The organism is Brevundimonas vesicularis (assembly GCF_044807075.1).
Taxonomy (GTDB): domain Bacteria; phylum Pseudomonadota; class Alphaproteobacteria; order Caulobacterales; family Caulobacteraceae; genus Brevundimonas; species Brevundimonas vesicularis_G.
Genome location: NZ_CP085234.1, coordinates 2,886,317 through 2,906,617, shown reverse-complemented (window position 1 = coordinate 2,906,617; position 20,301 = coordinate 2,886,317). Strand labels below are relative to the sequence as shown.

Here is a 20,301-nt window from a genome sequence, read left to right as displayed (position 1 = left end):
CCTAATAGGTCGTTCTGCCGCCCGACGTGTCGAACGTCGAGGCGGTGGTGAAGCTGCATTCTTCGGAGGCCATGAAGCAGACCATGGCGGCGCTCTCCTCGACCTCGCCCAGGCGTCCCATGGGGATCTTGGAGCGCATATAGTCGACCTGGCTCTGGGGCAGTTGCTCCAGGATCGGGCTTTCAAAGGTGGCGGGCGTCAGGCTGTTGGCGACGACGCCCTTGCCCGCCAGTTCCTTGCCCAGAGACTTGGTGAAGCCGATCACGCCGGCCTTGGAGGCGGAATAGGCTGAGGCATTGGGATTGCCTTCCTTGCCCGCGACCGAGGCCACATTGACGATCCGGCCATAGCCGTTGGCCAGCATGAAGGGCACGATGGCGCGCGAGCAGTAGAAGACGCCGTTCAGATTGATGTCGACGACCCGCTTCCAACTGTCGATCGGGAATTCCTGCACCGGAACCGTCGCGCCGGTGATGCCGGCCGAGGCGATCAGGATGTCGATGCGGCCGTCCAGCGCCTGGGCCGAGGCGTCGGCCGCAGCCGCGACGGCGTCAGGGTCGGCGACGTCCAGTGCGATCGCATGGGCGGCCCCGACCTCTGCGGCGGCGGCCGTCAGCGCCTCGGCGTTCAGGTCCCATAGCACCACCTTGCCGCCCTCGGCGACGATGCGGGCGGCGGCGGCCTTGCCTAGGCCCGAGGCGCCGCCGGTGACGACGGCGGTGCGGCCCGCGAAACGGTCCTGATAGGCGCTCATCGGGTCCACTCCACGAAGGTCTGACCCTGTTCACCCAGCTTCTGGATGCCCAGACGCACTGTGTCGCCAGCCTTCAGGTAGAGCGGCGGCTTCTGGCCCAGGCCGACGCCGGGCGGAGTGCCGGTGGTGATCAGATCGCCGGGCTCCAGCGTCATGAATTCCGACAGATAGGAGACGATCTCGGCGACGCCGAAGATCATGGTTTTGGTATTGCCGGTCTGCATGCGCTTGCCGTTCAGGTCCAGCCACATGTCCAGGTTCTGGACGTCGCCCACCTCGTCGGTGGTGACCAGCCAGGGGCCGACGGGGCCGAAGGTGTCGCAGCCCTTGCCCTTGTCCCAGGTGCCGCCGCGCTCGGTCTGATAGGCGCGCTCGGACACGTCGTTGATCAAGACATAGCCGGCGACGTGATCCAGCGCCTCGGCCTGGGTGACGTAGGAGGCGGGCTTGCCGATGACGATGCCCAGCTCGACCTCCCAGTCGGTCTTTTCCGAGCCGCGCGGGATGACCACGTCATCGTTCGGCCCGTTCAGACTGGTGATGGCCTTGGTGAACAGCACGGGCTCTTCGGGGATCGGCAGATTGGATTCCGCCGCGTGGTCGGCGAAGTTCAGGCCGATGGCCAGGAATTTGCGCACGCCGTTGACTGGCACGCCATAGCGGGGCTCACCCTCGACCAGGGGCAGGGTGGTTGGGTCGATGGCTTTCAGGGCGTCGAGCGCCGGGCCATGCAGTTGGTCCGGCGTGATGTCGGCGACAACGCCTGACAGGTCGCGGATGCGCCCCTCGGCGTCCAGCGTGCCCGGCTTTTCCTGGCCCTTGGGCCCGTAACGCAGCAGTTTCATAGTGTCGGAGGAGCTTTCGTCTTAACGAAGTTAGGGGCGCGCGTACGGGCGATGCAGGGCGATGTCTCGGTTCAGCTCGACGCCGAAGCCGGGGGTATCTGGAACCTTCAGGCGGCCGTTTACGGGGACGGGTTCGCCGATCAGTTGCGGATGGAACATCGGCACGACCTCGTCGGCGCCGGGGGCCATCATCAGGAACTCGGCGAACGGGCTGTTATGGCGGGTCACCACGAAGTGGTAGGAGTAGACCGACGAACCGTGTGGGATCATCAGCACGCCCTTGGCGTCGGCCAGGGCCGAAATCTTCTGGAGTTCGGTGACGCCGCCGCACCAGCCCACGTCCGGCTGGATGATGTCGCAGCATTCCATCTCAAGCAGCATGCGGAAGCCCCAGCGGGTGGCCTCATGCTCGCCAGTCGTGACCAGCATCCCCTTGGGGGCGTTCTTCTTCAGCGCCTGATAGCCCCAGTAGTCGTCGGGGCTGAGCGCCTCCTCGATCCACTTCAGACCCAGCTTGTGGGCCTCGTGGGCCAGCCGCGTGGCGTAGTTCAGATCCAGCGCCATCCAGCAGTCGAACATCAGCCAGAAGTCGTCTCCGCAGGCGTTCCTCATCGCTTCGAGTTCAGCGATGTTTTTGTGCAGGCCCTCTTCGCCCTCGGCCGGGCCGTGGTGCAGGGGCATCTTGCCGCCGATGAAGCCCAATTCCTTGGCTTTGTCGGGCCGCGCGCCGGTGGCGTAGAAGGTCAGTTCGTCGCGCACCGCCCCGCCCAGCATGGCGAAGACCGGCTCCTGGCGCAGACGGCCCAGCAGATCCCACAGCGCCAGATCGACGCCGGAGATGGCGTTCACCACCAGCCCCTTGCGGCCATAATACTGGGTCGAGAAATACATCTGGTCCCAGATCTTCTCGACCTCGGACGGATCGCGGCCTTCCAGGAAGCGGGCGAGGTGTTTCTCGACGATATAGGCCGCCGGTTCGCCGCCGGTCGTGACCGCGAAGCCGACGACGCCGTTCTCGGCCTCGATCTCGACGACCAGGGTGCCCAGCACATTGATGCCGAAGCTTCGGCGGCTCTGACGATATTCTGGATATTTCGCCATCGGCGTGGCGATATGGTCGTCGATCCAGTGGCCGTCGCCTTGGTCGTGATAGTCGGCGCCGCCGCCTGCGCCGTCGTTTTTCACGACAAAGGCGCGGACATGTTTGATGCGAGGCAGGCGGCTCATCGCGTCATCACCAGTGATTGGCGATTCGCTCCCATAATGCGGGATTTCACTGGCGTTCCTCCGTGCGTAGCGTCAAAGTCTGGTCCGTGTAACGGAGCGACTTGCGCGTTTTGCTACATTCTGAGAATGAGGATTACGAAATGGGACGAACGCCGTCAATCAAGACCGCACAGGTCGATGGGGATGAAGAGGCCGGCGCCAAGGCGTCCGGCAGCCAGACCCTGCTGCGGGGTCTGGACGTTATCGACGCCCTGATCGACGGCTCCCTGCCGCTGGCCGAACTATCCGAAAAGCTGGAGCTGACGCGCAGCACGACCCATCGTCTGGCCTCGGCCCTAGTCGAGCGTCGCCTGCTGTCGTTCCGCCCGCGCGAAGGCTATTCCCTCGGTCCCAAACTGCTGGAGCTTGGCCATGCCGCCAGCCAGCAGATGCATTTGCCGCGCGTCGCACGGCCCTGGCTGGAACAGCTGTCGGCCCAGACGGACGACACGGTGCATCTTGGCGTGCTGGACGGCCGTCATGCGCTCTATCTGGACAAGGTGGCGGGGCGCAGGCGGATCAACATCGGCTCGCGCCTGGGCGAACGTCATCCGATCGCCTCGACCGGCCTGGGCAAGGCGCTGATCCTGGACAAGACCGAGGCGGATTGGATCGACTTCTACGCCGAGCCGGGCGCCACCTACGACTCGTCGGCCCGCGCCGTCTGGCTGGAGCGGATGCATGGCTACGCCCAGAAGGGCTATGCCTTCGACCTGGAAGAGAACGAAGACCAGATCCGCTGCGTCGCCGCGCCGATCCGTTCGGTGGACGGACAGATCGTCGCCGCTCTGAGCGTCTCCTCGGCCGCGCAATATATGTCGGACGCCCGGATGACCGAACTGACCAAGACCGTGACCGAGGCCGCCGACGCCATCAGCGCCGACCTGGGCTGGTCGCCCAAACCCTGAAACCGAACCAACGCCGGAGCCCCCATGCTGCTTGAGAACAAGGTCGTCCTAATCACGGGCGCATCGCGGGGCATCGGGCGGGCGACGGCGATAGAAGCCGCGCGTCAGGGGGCGGATGTCGCCCTGAATACCTTTCGAGACGAGGCAGCCGCCGCCGATATGGTCGCCGAGATCGAGGCGCTAGGCCGCCGGGCCATCGCCGTCGACGGCGACGTGGCCCAGCCCGAGAGCGCCGCAGCCTTCGTCTCCGCCGCGGTTCAGGCGCTGGGCCGGGTGGACGTCTTCGTCTCGAACGCCGGCATCTGTCCGTTCCACGCCTTCCTCGACATGCCGGTCAAGACCCTGCGCCGGACGATGGAGGTCAATCTTCACGGCGCCTATTTCATGGTTCAGGCGGCGGCCAATCAGATGGTGAAGCAGGGAGACGGCGGCGCGATTGTCGCCATCAGCTCGATCTCGGCGCTGGTCGGCGGCGAGATGCAGACCCACTACACGCCGACCAAGGCGGGGGTGCACAGTCTGATGCAATCCTGCGCCGTCGCCCTGGGCCGCCACGGCATCCGCTGCAACTCGGTGCTGCCCGGCACGATCGCCACCGACATCAACAAGGACGATCTCGCCGATCCCCAGAAGCGCGAATATATGGAAGGTCGCATTCCTCTGGGGCGTCTGGGCCGGCCGGAGGACATCGCCTCGGTCGTCGCCTTCCTGGCCTCGGACATGGCGTCCTATATGTCCGGTGCGGCCCTCCTGGTCGACGGCGGCGCTTTCGCAAACTTCCAGTAGGACTGGCTCGTGATCATTTCGTCGCCGAGCGATTATCGGGAAGCCGCGCGGCGCAAGCTGCCGCCCTTCCTGTTCCACTACATCGATGGCGGCGCCTACGCCGAGCAGACCCTGCGTCGCAACGTCGAGGACTGGCAGGCGATCGCGCTACGCCAGCGCGTGCTGCAGGACATGACCAGCCTCAGCCTTGAGACCCCGCTGTTCGACGAGACCCTGCGCCTGCCCATCATCCTGGCGCCCGTCGGCCTGACCGGCATGTATGCGCGCAGGGGCGAGGTGCAGGCGGCCAAGGCGGCGGCCTCGCGCGGCGTGCCGTTCACGATGTCGACCGTGTCTGTCTGCCCGATCGAAGAAGTCGCGCCGGCTATCGACCGGCCCATGTGGTTCCAGTTGTATGTGCTGCGCGATCGCGGCTTCATGAGGAATGCGCTGGAACGGGCCAGGGCGGCGGGGGTGAAGACCCTGGTCTTCACCGTCGATATGCCGACGCCGGGCGCTCGCTATCGCGACGCTCATTCGGGTATGAGCGGGCCCAATGCCGAAATTCGCCGCATGATCCAGGCCATGACCCATCCGGCCTGGGCCTGGGATGTCGGGTTGCGCGGCACGCCGCACGATCTGGGCAATGTGTCGGCCTATCTGGGAAAGCCGACGGGCCTGGCGGACTACATCGGCTGGCTGGCCAATAATTTCGATCCCTCGATCTCGTGGAAGGACCTGCAATGGATCCGCGACTTCTGGGACGGGCCGATGATCATCAAGGGCGTGCTTGATCCGCAGGACGCCCGCGACGCCGTCAGCTTCGGCGCCGACGGCATTGTGGTATCGAACCACGGCGGGCGGCAACTGGACGGGGTTCTGTCCTCGGCCCGCGCTTTGCCCGCCATCGCTGACGCGGTGCAGGGCGAGCTGAAGATTTTGGTGGATTCCGGCATCCGCAACGGGCTGGACGTGGTCCGCGCGATCTCCCTGGGCGCCGACGCAGTGCTGCTGGGCCGGGCCTTCATCTATGCGCTGGCGGCGAACGGTCAGGCGGGCGTCGAAAACCTGCTGGACCTGTTCGAAAAGGAAATGCGTGTCGCTATGACCCTGACCGGGGCCAAGTCGGTCGCGGGCATGACGCGTGAGATGTTGGCGATCTGAACACGATGTGCAAGGCGATCTTGTTGCGGCTAGCTCGGCCTTGCTAGGCCACTCTCGTTGTGCCTATATCGCCATGACACCGGTGGCAGTCAGGCGACTAAATCGTTTTGACACCGGTGTCTCCCGTCAGCAGCGGGAGGCGTGAACGAGGGCGCCTTGATCCTCGAAGCGCAGAACTTGGGAGGAGACAAGAGAATGATCCAACGCCACAAATTTGCGCGCCATGCGCTGGTCGCTACCGCGTCGCTGGGGGCGCTGGCCTTGGCCATGATGGCTCACGACGCCGCCGCACAGACAGCCGACCAGACCCCCGAGGCCTTTGCGACACAGGACGCCGACGCCGCCGAGGTCGATGACATCGTCGTCACGGGCTTTCGGGCCAGCCTTCAGAACTCTTTGAATATCAAACGGCGCGAGGCGGGCGTCGTCGACGCCATCTCGGCCGAGGACATTGCCGATTTCCCTGACACCAACCTTGCCGAGTCGATCCAGCGAATTCCCGGCGTCTCTATCGACCGCGATGCGGGCGAGGGTCGGTCGATCACCGTCCGCGGTCTCAGTTCGGAGTTCACCCGTACGCGGATCAACGGCATCGAGGCCCAGGCATCGACCGGCGCCACCGACTCGTCGGGCGGGGTGAATCGCGGTCGTGGCTTCGACTTCAACGTCTTCGCCTCAGAGCTCTTCAACAATATCACGGTGCGCAAGACCGCCTCGGCCGAGACGGAGGAGGGGTCGCTGGGGGCGACCGTCGATCTGCGAACCAGCCGTCCGTTCGACAAGATGGGCTTCCAGGGCGCGCTGTCGGGCCAGTACGGCTACAACGACCTGTCGCAGGACTGGAGCCCGCGCTTTGCTGGTCTGATTTCGAACACCTGGGCGGATGACCAGATCGGCGCTCTGTTCTCGATCGCCTACAGCGAGCGTGACAGTCTGGAGGAGGGCTTCAGCTCGGTGCGTTGGGGACCTGCCAGCGCCGATGGCGGCTTCCAGAATGGTGCTGTCCTGCCGAACGCCGCGCGCACCTACCACCCCCGCATCCCGCGCTATGGAAGCCTGGAGCACAGCCAGGAACGTCTGGGCGCGACGCTATCGGTGCAAGCCCGGCCCGGCAACGGTCCGACGCTGTTCACGATGGACATGCTGTACTCGAAACTGGATTCGACGCGCAGCGAGAACTTCCTGCAAGCCTGGTCGCTCAGCCGTGGGGCGGATCAGGGCGGCAAGCCTCAGGTCGACATCGTGAACTTCGAGATCGATCCCGATACCGGCGAGATGATCTATGCCCAGCTCGACGATATGGACATCCGCAGCGAGCAGCGGTTCGACGAGCTGGAAACCGAGTTCAAGCAGATGACCTTCGGGGTCGAGCACGAGTTTTCGGATCGGCTGCGGTTCGACGGCCTGATCGGCCGCGCGGAATCAAGCTTCGCAAACCCGGTCCAGGTTAGCGCCATCATCGATCGACAGAACGTCGATGGCTATTCTTACGACTTCCGTCAGAACCGCAATCTGCCGGCGATCAACTGGGGCTTCAACGTCGCCGATCCCACGCAGTGGAGCGTCGTCGGACCGACCGGCGCCCAGCCCCGCTCGGAGCTGCGCATCAGTTCAAACTTCCAGGAAAACGTTTATACGACGGGTGAGGCGAACTTCGCCTTCGACCTAAGCGATTGGCTCACACTGAAAGCGGGCGTCAGCCGCAAGGAATACGAGTCGAGCAGCCGCGCCTTCGCGCGCCCAAACAACGCCAACGGTTCGCCAGCGCTGCCGGCGGGCACGAGCATGGCTTCGGTCACCAATCTGCTAAACGGGTTCGGTCGCAATCTCGATCTACCGTCAGGCGCTGCGACCAGCTGGGTTCGGCCGGATTTGGCTGCGTTGCAAGCCGTCTGGAACTACAACTGCAACTGCGACACCGGCGTAGCAGGCGGTGATTTCCGACTGATCGGCCTGAACGGCAATCCGTCCACCTATGGCAACTGGCGTGACGTGACCGAGACCGACACCGGCGCCTATGTGCAGGCCGACTGGGACACGGAAATCATAGGTGTGCCCTTCCGAGGCAACGTCGGTGTGCGTCAGGTCAAGACCGAGGTTGACGCCTTGGGTTATTCGAACGTCGGTGGTGTTGCGACGCCGGTTCGGGGCGAGAACGAATATGACGACACCCTACCGTCGCTGAACGTGTCGATCGAGCCGATGAAGGATTTGATCGTGCGTTTGGGCGCCGCCAAGGTCATGGCGCGACCGCCTGTCACCAGTCTGGTTCCGGTCTTCACGCTGAGCGCGGCCGGGGCGGCGACCAATACGGCCTCGCTGGGCAATGTCGAGCTGGAACCCTATCGGGCGACGACCTACGACCTGTCGGTTGAATATTACTTTGCGCCTGAAGCTCTGCTGTCCTTCGCCTACTTCTACAAGGACATCTCGACTTATGTGCAGACGACCACCGAACCGCTGTCGTACAGCCAACTGACGGCCTTGAACCCTGTGGCCTTCCCGGCTGGCGGTCGTCCTGCCGGCGACATCTATCAGTTCAGCACGCCAACCAATACGCCGGGTGGGCCGCTTAAGGGCTTCGAGATCAGCTATCAGCAGACGTTCAGCTTCTTGCCGGGCTTGCTATCCAACGTCGGTACACAACTGAACTACACGCACGTGGAGTCCGAGATCCAGTATTGCGTCACCGCAACCTGCGCGGCCTTCGTGACGGCGGATCTGGTCAACTTGTCGCCAAACGCCTGGAATGCGACGCTGTATTATGACGACGGCAAGTTCAATGCGCGTGTGTCGGCGGCCTATCGTGACACCTATTTCCAGAGCGTGCCGGGTTCGAACGGCGCCACGGGCCTGATCCCCTATCAGGGCAAGACCGAAACCACGACGATCGACGCCTCCGCATCGTACAACCTGACCGATAACCTCAGTGTTTCTGTCGAGGGGCTGAATCTGACCGACGAAGCCAACCGTCAGAACCACGGCGACATCGGCCTGCCGCGTGACAGCACCTATGTCTATCACCACACCGGCCGCCAGGTTTACATCGGCGCGCGGTATCGCTTCTGATCCCAACAGATCGGCGAGATAAGACAGGCGGCGTCGGTATAACCGGCGCCGCCTTTCTTTTGACATCGGCCGAACTGCGCGACGCGGCGAGAGCAGTTTCGCTTGCGGGCTAGTCGCCTTGTCGGAAGTCGAAACTTTGGTTTGCGACGAAATCTTCCCAGGCGCTGCGCGTGGCGAAGTCCAGGCCGCGATCCCACGCCGATCCCATGTAGTAGGTGAACGGCTGACCCGGCGTGACCCGCACCAGGATCAGATAGTTGTCGGCGTCTTCGGTGAAGCCTTCGACCGTTGCGGGATCAACCGCCAGAGCGATGCCGAGCGAGCCATGCTCAGGATTTTCTGGCTCCCAGAACATCAGACGCCCGTGTGCGGCGTCGCGCGTGACGAGGCCCCGTCCGTTGTCGTTGCTGCGCTTCGAAATGCCGATCGCGACGATCAGCGGTGCGTCGGAGTTCGAGGTCAGAGTGGACGTCATGCGCGTAAAGTTGGACCCTAAGGGAAGGCTGAAGTCACGCGTTTCTGACACTGTGCGCACGACGTCTACAGGCCAAGGACGGTAGGTCACGCTAAACCGCGCCTCGTCGCCGCCGGTTTTGTCGATCTGATAGGTGGAGAAGTTGCGACTGGTCCAAAGCTTGTTGTCGTACCAGATGCCCAGACCCCCGGCGCCTCTGCCGCGTCCCACGTCGTAATAGTCCAGCCCTTCACCGCGATCGACGTGATAGTTCGGGAACTTCAGCTGACGGTCCATGAAGGGGTAGCGGACACGTTTGGCCCACACATCGATGCCCGAGCCAGAGGGCGCCTCGCGCGCTTCAAGCGTGGGACCGTAAATGCGGTGAGCGACGCGATCGTTTTCCCATAGCAGATCATCCAAACGATCCGGCGCGAAGCGGGCGACGGCGCGCGGTCGCTGCTGATCTTCCGGCGGCGGTTCCAGCGGTTCGATGGTCGAGGGTCGATTCAGAGCGGATGGATCGTAGGAGAGGGCCGAGGTCGCACGCATCTCGGCGTCTCGACGGCGGATTTCTTCGGCGCCGACGACCGTCACGGGAGCTGGAGGGACAGGCGTGGTCGCAGCGATCACATCGGTCGTGTCGCGCGTGGGCTCCGCTAATGGCAGAGAGCGAACTGGGTCATTCAGCGACGCGACTTCCAGCCCGGCCAGAATATAGGTTCCCGAAGCATAGAGGCCGACGTCCTCAAGGTCTGTCGACACGGGCTGATCGCCGGTCTTCTGCGCCGCACCCATCAGGCCGTTCGCAAGGACATGGCGGTTCAGGCCGGCCCAACCCTTCAACACATGCGGCAGGTAGGTGTCGCGGTCCAAAAGGCCGTGATTGATCCCCCAGGCCAAGGCGTAGACATAGAAGACCGAGCCGGAGGTTTCAGCCTCGGGATAGGATTCGGGATCCAGCAGGCTGGCGCGCCACAGTCCGTCCTCTTGCTGGAGACCTGCGATCCTGCCGGCCATCTTCTGGAAGAGGTCGACATAGAAGCCGCGCCCGGCGAAATCGGCAGGCACGGACTCCAGCCATCGCACCAAACCGCCCATGACCCAGCCATTGGCCCGCGACCAGTAGATGCGGTCGCCGTCGGCGTCACGATGGTTCTCGTCTTTGAACCGTTCGTCGCGCAGAAAGAGTTTTTCGTCCTCCACCCAAAGCCGCGCCGCTGTGCGTCGCCATTCCTTGTCGGCGGCGTTCAGATATTTCGGATCGCCCGTGATCGCGGTCATCCGGGCGAAGACCGGGGGCGCCATATAGAGGGCGTCGGCCCACCACCAGACCAGCGCCGGTGTGTCTTCTGCCCTGGCCAGATAGGGGACCTGCCAGTCCAGCCGCTGACGCAGCGGCATCAGCACGCCCTCCTGTCCACGACGCGCGTAGAGTTCTTCGTAGAGATCGCCGATCGCGATATCGTCGGCGTTCAGCATTGTCTTGCCCGAGCGCGCGCCACGTACACTGTAGTTGTAGTGATCGGCCACGGCGCTCAAAAAGCGCAGCGTTCGCGTGTCGTCCGAGACGCGCGCAAGCCGCGAAGCGCCGACGTAAAAGGTGGCTGCGACCCAGTTCGACGACATCTGCGTCAGGTTACTGCCCGTCGATAGGGCGAGCGGCTCGGCGGCCATGGCCGCGATTTGCGAGGAGGCGACATATTCGACAGCCGCCATCGTGCTCTCGCGTGACGGCACGCCTGCCACCTCAGTGTAAAGGACGGGGCGATTGCGTTGAGCCAGCCATTCAGCCTCGACACTTGGCGGCAAGGGTCCGACCGTCTGCGCCAGGACGGGGCCGGACATGGCGGCCGAGCTCATCAGGACTGCAATCAGGCCAAGGCAGGGTCGGGTTGGCAGAGCCATGTTTTCCTCCGGCGTCGCTCCAGGCGGCGCATGATGGTTGGTGGCCCACTTCGATAGCGAGCCGCAACGTAACCGGTGTCAATTTCTGACGATCAACTGTCGGTATCTCTTGCCAGCCTTATATCGTCCACTATTGTGAGACGAAAGAACAGAATGTGGGAAATCGAGATGCGCGCCGATCGCCGCACGCTTCTGCAACTGGGTGTCGTCAGCGCCTTGACGCCAGCAACGCCGGCGTTTGCACAGTCGAGCCATTCGCGCACCTTCGACGCGTCCGACTATGGCGCGGTGGGCGACGGGGTCACGATCAACACTCGTCCTATCCAGGCCGCCATCGACGCGGCGGCAGGGCAGGGCGGAGGGGTCGTGGTCCTGAATCCCGGTCTGTACCTGGCGGGTTCGCTATTCGTGAAGTCGGGGGTGACCCTGTTGATCGAACGCGGCGCCACCCTGCGCGGCGTTCAAGATCTGGCCGCCTATCCGATGGTTCGCACGCGTGTTGCAGGCGTCGAGATGGACTGGCCCGCCGGTTTGCTGAATGTCTATCAGCAACAGAACGCCAAGATCACGGGCGAAGGTCTTGTCGATGGCGACGGCAAGGTCTTCTGGGACTCCTATTGGGCGTTGCGCCGCGATTATGAGCCACGTGAGCTGCGATGGGCGGCCGACTATGACTGCCGCCGTCCGCGTCTGATCCACGTTTATGATTCGCAGCAGGTCGAGGTTTCCGGTCTGAACCTGGCGCGATCGGGATTCTGGACCGTCCACGTCTGCTATTCGCGGGACGTGAAGGTCGCCGACCTGATCATCAGGAATAACATCGGGGGACGTGGCCCCTCGACGGACGGCATCGACATCGACTCATCGGAGCGGGTGCTGGTCGAGAGATGCGACCTGTCGGTCAACGACGACGCGATCTGCATCAAGGCGGGACGCGACTGGGACGGACTGCGGGTGGGTCGGCCGTGCCGTCAGGTGAAGATCCGCGACTGCATCGTCCGTGACGCCTTGGCCGGGATGACCTTCGGATCGGAGACATCAGGCGGATTTGACGACATCGAGGTCTCTGGGCTGAGGATCGAATATCCGGTGCCGCTGGGGATCTTCTTCAAATCGGGCCACACACGTGGCGGCACGATTTCCAACATCCGCCTGCGCGACATCCATCTGCAGGATGTCCGCACATTGATGCAGGTGAACCTGAACTGGTACCCAAACTACAGCTACGCCCAGATCCCGGACGGCATTGCGGACGTGCCGGATTACTGGCGCGCGCTCGCCACGCCGGTGCCGCGCGAACAGGGCATTCCCCGCATCCACGATGTTCGCCTGTCGAACATCAAGGCCGTGGGCGGCAAAGTCGGATTCGCCGCCGCCGCCTATCCCGAAGCGCCACTGAAAGACTTCTTTTTCGAACGGCTGGACTGGGATGTGCAGGATGCGGGCGCCATCGCCAATGCCGAGAACTGGCGCTTCCGCGACTGCAACATCGACACCCTGGACGGCCAAGGCCCCAGGGTAACCGAGTCATCCGGCGTCACTGGTCTGCGATCCAGACGAACATGAGAACCAAAAAAATGTGGGAGTTAGCGCGATGAAAATCCTTTCCGCCTGTTCGATCCTGGCATTTGGCGCGGTCGCGCTTGTGGGGGGCGTTTCCGGCGCCGCCCAGGCTGAAGTCCTGCGGCTGAACACGCCGGCGGTGGGCCTGACCAGCGACAGGATCGGCGCCTTGCCCGACGCGGAGCGTGGTCCGTGGGCCGAGTATCTTGCACGCTCTCAAGCCCAGCATCTGGCCGACCGCGCCGCGCTCGAGGCCGAGCTTCCCGCCGGAGTGGCTGCGCCGCCGCCGCCCAAGGCCGTCGGACCCGCCCACTACAATATGCCGCTGGATCGGCCTGCCGACTGGTACGCCACGGCCGACGCCCGGGCCGTCGCGGATGCGATCGTCAGTTTCCAGACGCCCGCAGGCGGATGGAGCAAAAATCAGGATCGCAGCATTGCGCGCCTGCCGGGTCAGCGGTTCTCCAACGATGCCGAAACGATGGAGCAGAACCCGGCGAACTTCGATGCGCCGGCGGATCGCTTCTGGACCTTCGTGGGCACGTTGGACAACGAGGCGACGTGGTCGGAAATGCGCTTCCTGGCCAAGGTCGCCGCCCACGCGCCGGGACGCGACGGCGACGCCTGGCGCGCCAGCGTCATCCGAGGCGTGCGCTACCTGCTGAATGCGCAATATCCAAATGGCGGCTGGCCTCAGATCTGGCCGCTCGAAGGCGGCTTCCACGACTCGATCACCTTCAACGACAATGCGGTGGCGAACGCGGCCATGCTGCTTCGTGATGTCGCCCATGGCGCTGAGGGCTTCGACTTCGTGCCGGCTGAACTGAAGACACAGGCGGCCGAGGCGACCCGGAAGGCGATCGACGTGATCCTCGCCGCACAGGTGCGCCAAGGCGATCGGCTGTTGGGCTGGCCGCAGCAGGTCGAGCCCATGCGGCTGGTGCCAACAAGCGCTCGGAACTACGAGCCGCGATCCATCGCAAGCGGCGAAACGACCGATATCCTGATCTTCCTTATGGGCGAGGAGAACGCATCGCCGGAGGTCAAGGCCGCCGTTCGCGGCGCCGCCGAATGGCTTCAGGCGGTGCGTGTCTATGACAAGTCATTCGAAATGACCGACGACGGACGCAAGCTCATCGACAAGGCCGGGGCGGGGCCGATCTGGTCTCGCAACTACGATCTGGTGACCGGACGTCCGATCTTCGGCGACAAGGACCAGACGATCCACGACGATGTGAATGAAATCTCCGTCGGGAGGCGCAACGGCTATTCCTGGTGGATTTCGTCGCCTCAGACAGCGTTGGATACCTACGCGCGCTGGAGGGCTTCGCCAGACGGAGCATGAAGCCCGTCATGCCGCTTTATAAGGCCTTTCCGTTGTCGAAGCGGGCAGTTGCCTGACGCTGTCGCGTTTAACTCACTCAGAAGACGATTGGCGCTGTAGTGATAACCGCAACTCGACGGCGCTGCTCTGCGAGTGGAACCGTCGCAGCAGCCTAGGTTTTCCTCTTGTCAGGGAACCAGAGAGGCGCGGATAAGGCGGATGACAGCAGCGAGGGTGCAGTCTTGAGTTGGATGCCGTATTGCGGACCGGCGCCGGCTTTTGGCGAGTGGCGCTGGAACTTGGATCCGGCGCTGCTGCTCGTTCTGGCCGCTGCTGCAGGGTTGGTTCTGTGGCGGTTGCAAGGGCGGCGGCGCGGGTATGGTCTGGCCGCCGTCGCTGTTTTAGTCGCTGGATTTGTGTCCCCGCTGTGCGCCCTCAGTTCGGCGCTGTTCTCGGCGCGGACGGTGCATCATGTGCTGTTGGTCGGTGTCGCCGCGCCCTTGCTGGCGGCGGCCCTGCCCATGAGACGATATGGGTCGCTGATCCTGGCGACGGCGGTGCAGGCGGTGGTGTTCTGGGCTTGGCATGCGCCTGACGCCTATGGCGCCGCCCTATCGAACGATGCGGTCTATTGGGTGATGCAGATCAGTCTGCTGGCGAGCGCCGTCTGGTTCTGGTGCGCGGCGCGGTCGGCGCCTGCGCCGGCGGCGGTCATCGCCCTGTTGGCGGCCATGTTGGCGATGGGGTTGCTCGGGGCGGTGCTGACCTTTGCGGGGCAGGCGGTTTATGCGCCCCATGCCTATTCGACCCTGGCCTGGGGTATGACGCCGCTCGAGGATCAGCAGGCGGCCGGACTGATCATGTGGGCGCCGGCGGCGGCGCTGTATCTGTTCGCCGCCCTGTGGCGGCTGGGGCGGATGATCGGCCCTGACGCCGAGGCGCATCCGGCATGATCGAAAGACTGTTCAGGCAGCTGCTTGAATGGGCGGCGGGTCACCATGACGAGGGCCGCTATTCGCCCGTCGGCATCGGCTTTCATTGGGTGATGGCGGGGCTGGTGATCTTCCAGCTCGGCTGGGGCTGGTGGATGGGACGACAGCCGGTGGGCGGGGCCATGATGGCCGCCTACGACCTGCATTTCGCGATCGGCGTGCTGATGCTGATCCTGGTGATCGGCCGGCTATCATGGCGTTTGCTGGCGCCCAACCTGATCAATGATGCGGACAAGCCGGGCTGGGAGAGCATGGCCGCCCATGTGACCCACTATGTCTTCTACATCTGTCTGTTCGGCCTGCCGCTGTCGGGCTGGGCCATGATTTCGGCGACGGATCGGACGCGTCAGCTGGAGACGTTGGGCTTCATTAAATGGCCGCTGCTGCCGCTGCAGGATCTGTCCAACACCCAGCTATGGGCGATCGAGGCGGCGGCGGAATGGATGCACTGGGGACTGGTCATCACGCTGCTGCTGATGATCCCGATCCACGCGGGCGCTGCGCTCAAGCACCACCTGATCGATAGGGACGATGTGTTTCACGCGATGCTGCCGGTCGTGCCGCGGCTTCGACCGAAGCGGACCCGGTGGCAGCGGCGCTGGCGCGCGCTGGAGAAGCGGGTTGGGTCGACAGCCAGGACGCTATGGCGCGGGCTTCTGGGACCGAAAGCGATTTGACGGCGGCGGCCATGACGCCGCGCGGGTCGTTGCGGCGTTCACCCGCTTTCCAGCGGTCGATCTGTTCCAGCGTGTAGGCGGCGGGCTGGCCGGCGATCTGGGGGTTGCCGCCTTGGCCCGAGCCTTGACCCCGGTCGCCGTGACATGAGGCGCAGGCGACGATGCCGCGCGAAGGGTCGCCGTTCAGATAGATGGCGGGCGCAGGCGCCATCGACGCGGGCGTTTGCGTCGGCGGCGCGGGCAGGGCGGCGTAGTAGGCGGCGACCTTGCGTCGGCCCTGTTGGTCCAAGGCCTTGGCGATGCGGGTCATGGCGTCGTCGGGACGCAGGCCTGATGCATAGTCTTCCAACTGCTTTTGCAGATAGCCGGCGTCCAAGCCCGCCAGCCTCGGGGCTGCGACCCCGTCCCCGCCTCCGTCCAGGCCGTGACAGGTAAAGCAGGCGTTTGCCGCCCCGCCGGCGCCGCCGCTCATGGCGGTGACCTGACCATTCGCCGTGAAAGCGCGATCCGTCTGGCCCGGCTTCGAGTCGCAGGCGGCGAGGCCGGTCAGCAGAACAAGGACGGAAAGGGAGACGCGCACGGCGGTGCAACACCTGCTTATGGCGAAGGTTCCTTGCGGCGATGCGCCAAGGCTCCATGTCGCAGTCGGGAACCTCCTTCCGACAAGGGGATTGCTCTCGCGAAGCTTTGGGGGGCGGATGGGTTTTCGGGCGACGGGCGAAGCGATGGGACGACGGGTGGCGGCCTGCGCGCTGGCGCTCGCTCTGAGCGCCTGCGTGGACAAGTCCGACCTGCCCCGGCCGGTGGTTCAGGCCGATGCCGCCGCCGGACTGGCCGTGATCAAGGAGGTCGGTTGCGGCGCCTGTCACCGGATTCCCGGCGTCGCCTGGCCCGAGGGCCGGTCCGGCTCGAACCTTGCGGGGTTCGGCGCGCGTCCCTTGATCGCCGGACGTCTGCCGAACCAGCCCGATGTCCTGATCCGTTGGCTGATCGACGCACCGTCGATGGACCCCGGAACCGCCATGCCGCCCATGCCCCTGACGCAAGACCAAGCCCGCGACGTCGCGGCCTATCTGTATACGCTCGATGAAGACTGACGCCCCTCCCGGAATCGCCGGCTGGCCGCCGCCCGTGCTGGATCCAGCCGGGCCGTTCGCCGGACCGATCCAGACCGTCGCCTGGGTGCTGTTCATCATGGCGGCGGTGGTGATGGTCGTGGTGGCGGTGGCGCTGGGCATCGCCCTGTTCGGTCCGCGCAAATGGAAGCGCCGGGTCGGCGGCGAGCGACTGATCTGGATTGCGGGACTGGTCTTCCCGGTGGTCGTTCTGACCGGGCTGCTGGTTTACGGGCTGACCACCACGGCGCGGGTGGCCGATGCGCCCAAGCCGGGCGAAATGCGGGTGCGCGTCACTGGCGAAATGTGGTGGTGGCGCGTCGCCTATCTGGATGGTCAAGGGCGCGAGATCGTGCAGGACGCGAACGAGGTCCATATCCCGGCCGGCCAGCCTGTCGTGTTCGAGCTGGAAAGCGCGGACGTGATCCACAGCTTCTGGGTGCCGCGGCTAGGCGGAAAGACCGACATGATCCCCGGCCGCCGCAACTTCATGCGGCTGCAAGCCGATGAGCCTGGCACCTACGGCGGCCAATGCGCCGAATACTGCGGCGGTCCTCACGCCCTGATGGGGCTGGTGGTCGTGGCCCATGCGCCGGACGACTATGCCGCTTGGTTGGCGCGTCAGTCGCGGCCGGCCGCCGTCGTGCCCTCGGCCCAGGGGCCGCTCGCCTTGATCGATCAGGGGCGCAACGTCTTCGCCGCCTCGGGCTGCGCCGCCTGTCACACTATTCGCGGGACCGAAGCGAACGGTCTGGCGGGACCGGACTTGACCCATGTCGGATCGCGCCAGACGCTGGGCGCCGGCATCCTGCCGAACAATCAGGGGACGATGGCTGGCTGGATTTCGGACAGCCAGAGCCTGAAGCCCGGCAATCGGATGCCATCCTATGCCGTCCTGCCGGGCCAGGACGTGCGCGCCGTCGCCGCCTATCTGGAAAGCCTGAAATGAGTTCGGAAACCGGGTTCGATCCCGAACTCTACAAACGCTTCCCCACCACCGAAGCCCGGCCCGAGGGCGAGCTGGAGCAGCTCGACGAGGTCTGGTGCGGCCCGCGCCGGCCGTGGGAGTGGATCACGGCGATCAACAACAACTACATCGGCGTCTATTACGTCGGCGCGGCCATGCTGTTCTTCGTGCTGGCAGGCGTGCTGGCGCTGTTGATGCGCACACAGTTGGCCCTGCCGATGACGGGCTTCCTGGCGCAGGAAACGTACAACCAGATCTTCACCATGCACGGCACGGTGATGATGTTCCTGTTCGCGGTGCCCGCGGTCGAGGCGCTGGGCGTACTGTTGCTGCCGCAGATGCTGGGGGCGCGCGACCTGCCTTTCCCGAGGCTGAGCGCCTACGCCTTCTGGGCCTATCTGGTCGGGGGGCTGTGCTTCTTCGCCTCGTTGTTCTTCGGCCTGGCGCCGAACGGCGGCTGGTTCATGTATCCGCCGCTGACGTCGACGACTTACTCGCCTGGGATCAACGCCGACTTCTGGCTCCTGGGCATTGGCTTTATCGAGATCTCGGCCATCGCCGGCGCCATCGAGATCATCGTCGGGGTGCTGAAGACGCGCGCGCCGGGCATGACACTGGACAAGCTGCCGATCTTCGCCTGGGCCATGCTGATCTTCGCCTGCATGATCATCATCGCCTTCCCGTCGATCATTCTGTCGACCCTGCTGCTGGAGCTGGAACGCGCGCTGGGCTGGCCCTTCTTCGATGCAGCCAAGGGTGGCGACCCCATGCTGTGGCAGCATCTGTTCTGGTTCTTCGGCCACCCCGAGGTCTACATCATCTTCCTGCCGGCGGCGGGGGCGATGTCGACCCTGATCCCGGCCGTCGCCCAGACCAAGCTGGTCGGTTATCGGCTGGTGGTCCTGGCCATGCTGGCGACCGGCTTCATCAGCTTCGGCGTCTGGGCGCACCACATGTTCACCACGGGCATGCCGCAGATCTCGATCAACTATTTCAGCGCCGCCTCCATGGCCGTCAGCGTGCCGGCGGGGGTGCAGGTCTTCGCCTGGATCGCCACCCTGGCGGCGGGCAGGATGCGGTTCAACACGCCCGGCCTGTTCGCGGTCGGGGGGCTGGTGATCTTCGTCATGGGCGGGCTGACCGGGGTGATGGTCGCCATGGTGCCGTTCGACTGGCAGGCCCACGACAGCTATTTCATCGTCGCCCACCTGCATTACGTCCTGATCGGCGGCATGGTCTTCCCGCTATTCGCCGCCATCTACTACTGGACGCCGATGTCCAGCAGCCGGCCGCTCAGCGAGCGTTGGGGCAAGTGGATCTTCTGGCTGATGTTCGTCGGTCACAACGTCACCTTCATGCCCATGCACCTGACCGGACTGATGGGCATGCCGCGCCGGGTCTACACCTATCTCCCGGATCGGGGGTGGGATCTGCCGAATATGATCTCGACCGTCGGCTCCTTCATGTTCGGCCTGGCGGTGGTGCTGTGGATGATCGACATGATCCGCAACTTCCGGCCCTTCGGCGAGAAGGACGCGGGCAATGTCTTTGGCGGGCCGGGGCTGGAATGGTTGCCCGCCGGTCGATACTCGCTGCGGTCCGTCCCGGTGATCAAGAGCCTGTATCCGGTGTGGGACCAGCCGAACCTGGCCCGCGACGTGGAGGCCGGCCGCTACTTCCTGCCCGGCGCGCCGCGCGGCGAGCGCGAGACCATGATCACCAGTCCGATCAACGCCGAGCCTCAATATCTCCAGCGGATGCCCCGGCCCTCCAGCTGGTATGTCTGGGGCGCGATCTTCACCGCCGGCTTCTTCTTGATCCTGACGATCCAGGCCTATGTCGCCTCCTTGGTCAGCGGCGTTCTGGCTGTCTACTGCATCCTCAAGTGGTGCTGGGGACTGGATCGGCCCGGCGGTCCAGCGACGGTGGACGTCGGCGGCGGCGTGCGACTGCCGACCTATGTGTCCGGCCCCAGCAGTCACGGCTGGTGGGCGATGGTCATCACCCTGGTCGTGTCGGGCATGGTCGCGATCATGGCCTGCTTCTCCTACGTCTTCCTCTGGAGCCGGCGGCCGGACCTTTGGCAGGCGCCGCCCGAGATCGGCTCCCTGCCTCTGACGTTGGGCCTGCTGGCGGCTGCCGGAATCGGCGCCTGGGCGTCTCAAGGCGCGCTGAAGCTGGACCGGCCGCGCAGCGCCGGCATCGCCGCCGTCTTGATGCTGGCCGCCACTGCAGCGGCGGGCGGCGCCTTTGCGTCTGAGGCCTCGGCCTGGTGGAACTCGGGCCTTCGCCCCGACGCCTCCAGCCAGGGCGCGACCGTCTATGCGCTGTTGGCCTGGCATGGGACATTCGTCGGCATCTCGCTATTGATGGGCCCGTTCGTCTTGCTGCGTTGGCTTGGCGGCTTGGTGTCGCCGCGTTACCCGGCGACGTTCGAAGTGGTCGCCCTATTCGTGGCCTTCACGGCGGTTCAGGGCGCGGCGACGACCCTTCTGATCCGCCTGTTCCCGGGCGTCGGCGCATGAGGTTC

15 protein-coding genes and 1 pseudogene are annotated in these 20,301 nt (G+C 64.8%); 11 read left to right on the top strand and 5 right to left on the bottom strand.

The genetic code is table 11. The features are described 5' to 3' along the window. Position 1 precedes the first annotated feature (1 nt). The 3 genes from LG306_RS14595 to rhmD are packed head-to-tail and all read right to left on the bottom strand — an operon-like array spanning position 2 to position 2,826. Positions 2 to 754, bottom strand: coding sequence for an SDR family NAD(P)-dependent oxidoreductase (locus LG306_RS14595; RefSeq protein ID WP_404415974.1), 753 nt, complete (start codon positions 752 to 754; stop codon positions 2 to 4). Beyond that, positions 751 to 1,599 (bottom strand): fumarylacetoacetate hydrolase family protein, encoded by an 849-nt coding sequence (locus LG306_RS14590; protein WP_404415972.1) that lies wholly within the window; start codon positions 1,597 to 1,599, stop codon positions 751 to 753. Before LG306_RS14590 ends, LG306_RS14595 begins: the two co-directional genes overlap by 4 nt. 30 nt (positions 1,600 to 1,629) lie before the next feature. Then, entirely contained in the window at positions 1,630 to 2,826 is a 1,197-nt protein-coding gene (rhmD, locus tag LG306_RS14585) for an L-rhamnonate dehydratase (RefSeq protein WP_404415969.1), read from the bottom strand. Positions 2,827 to 2,966: 140 nt separating this feature from the next. Between rhmD and LG306_RS14580 the strand changes: the two genes are divergently transcribed. From LG306_RS14580 to LG306_RS14565, 4 genes are all read left to right on the top strand, one after another. After that, positions 2,967 to 3,773, top strand: coding sequence for an IclR family transcriptional regulator (locus tag LG306_RS14580; protein WP_404415966.1), 807 nt, complete (start codon positions 2,967 to 2,969; stop codon positions 3,771 to 3,773). Between the two features lie 24 nt (positions 3,774 to 3,797). Then, on the top strand, positions 3,798 to 4,559 hold the full coding sequence (locus LG306_RS14575; RefSeq protein WP_404415963.1) for an SDR family NAD(P)-dependent oxidoreductase: 762 nt from the start codon (positions 3,798 to 3,800) through the stop codon (positions 4,557 to 4,559). 9 nt (positions 4,560 to 4,568) lie between these two features. Further along, entirely contained in the window at positions 4,569 to 5,702 is a 1,134-nt protein-coding gene (lldD, locus tag LG306_RS14570) for an FMN-dependent L-lactate dehydrogenase LldD (RefSeq protein WP_404415960.1), read from the top strand. Between the two features lie 195 nt (positions 5,703 to 5,897). Next, positions 5,898 to 8,771, top strand: coding sequence for a TonB-dependent receptor (locus tag LG306_RS14565; RefSeq protein ID WP_404415957.1), 2,874 nt, complete (start codon positions 5,898 to 5,900; stop codon positions 8,769 to 8,771). Between the two features lie 109 nt (positions 8,772 to 8,880). On the opposite strand, the gene LG306_RS14560 is transcribed toward LG306_RS14565, so the two are convergent. After that, complete coding sequence (locus LG306_RS14560) at positions 8,881 to 11,133, bottom strand: glycoside hydrolase family 88 protein (protein ID WP_404415954.1); 2,253 nt, start codon at positions 11,131 to 11,133, stop codon at positions 8,881 to 8,883. Positions 11,134 to 11,286: 153 nt separating this feature from the next. Here LG306_RS14560 and LG306_RS14555 point away from each other — a divergent pair, with 153 nt between their 5' ends. The 4 genes from LG306_RS14555 (at position 11,287) to LG306_RS14540 (ending at position 15,689) form a co-directional block, all read left to right on the top strand. Then, positions 11,287 to 12,699 (top strand): glycoside hydrolase family 28 protein, encoded by a 1,413-nt coding sequence (locus LG306_RS14555; protein ID WP_404415952.1) that lies wholly within the window; start codon positions 11,287 to 11,289, stop codon positions 12,697 to 12,699. 28 nt (positions 12,700 to 12,727) lie between these two features. After that, positions 12,728 to 14,041, top strand: coding sequence for a pectate lyase (pelA, locus tag LG306_RS14550; RefSeq protein WP_404415949.1), 1,314 nt, complete (start codon positions 12,728 to 12,730; stop codon positions 14,039 to 14,041). Between the two features lie 230 nt (positions 14,042 to 14,271). Further along, a complete protein-coding gene (locus tag LG306_RS14545) occupies positions 14,272 to 14,973 on the top strand; it encodes a cytochrome c oxidase assembly protein (protein ID WP_404419746.1) in 702 nt (233 codons plus the stop codon). Further along, positions 14,970 to 15,689 (top strand): cytochrome b, encoded by a 720-nt coding sequence (locus tag LG306_RS14540; RefSeq protein ID WP_404415946.1) that lies wholly within the window; start codon positions 14,970 to 14,972, stop codon positions 15,687 to 15,689. Before LG306_RS14545 ends, LG306_RS14540 begins: the two co-directional genes overlap by 4 nt. Before the next feature lie 7 nt (positions 15,690 to 15,696). On the opposite strand, the pseudogene LG306_RS14535 reads toward LG306_RS14540, so the two are convergent. After that, positions 15,697 to 16,161, bottom strand: a pseudogene (locus LG306_RS14535) (c-type cytochrome); the annotation flags it as partial. A gap of 226 nt (positions 16,162 to 16,387) precedes the next feature. Here LG306_RS14535 and LG306_RS14530 point away from each other — a divergent pair. The 3 genes from LG306_RS14530 to LG306_RS14520 are packed head-to-tail and all read left to right on the top strand — an operon-like array spanning position 16,388 to position 20,296. Then, positions 16,388 to 16,786 (top strand): c-type cytochrome, encoded by a 399-nt coding sequence (locus LG306_RS14530; protein WP_404415943.1) that lies wholly within the window; start codon positions 16,388 to 16,390, stop codon positions 16,784 to 16,786. After that, positions 16,776 to 17,753, top strand: coding sequence for a cytochrome c oxidase subunit II (coxB, locus tag LG306_RS14525; protein WP_404415940.1), 978 nt, complete (start codon positions 16,776 to 16,778; stop codon positions 17,751 to 17,753). The genes LG306_RS14530 and coxB overlap by 11 nt, the downstream gene beginning before the upstream one ends. After that, on the top strand, positions 17,750 to 20,296 hold the full coding sequence (locus tag LG306_RS14520) for a cbb3-type cytochrome c oxidase subunit I (RefSeq protein WP_404415937.1): 2,547 nt from the start codon (positions 17,750 to 17,752) through the stop codon (positions 20,294 to 20,296). The genes coxB and LG306_RS14520 overlap by 4 nt, the downstream gene beginning before the upstream one ends. Positions 20,297 to 20,301: the final 5 nt, after the last annotated feature.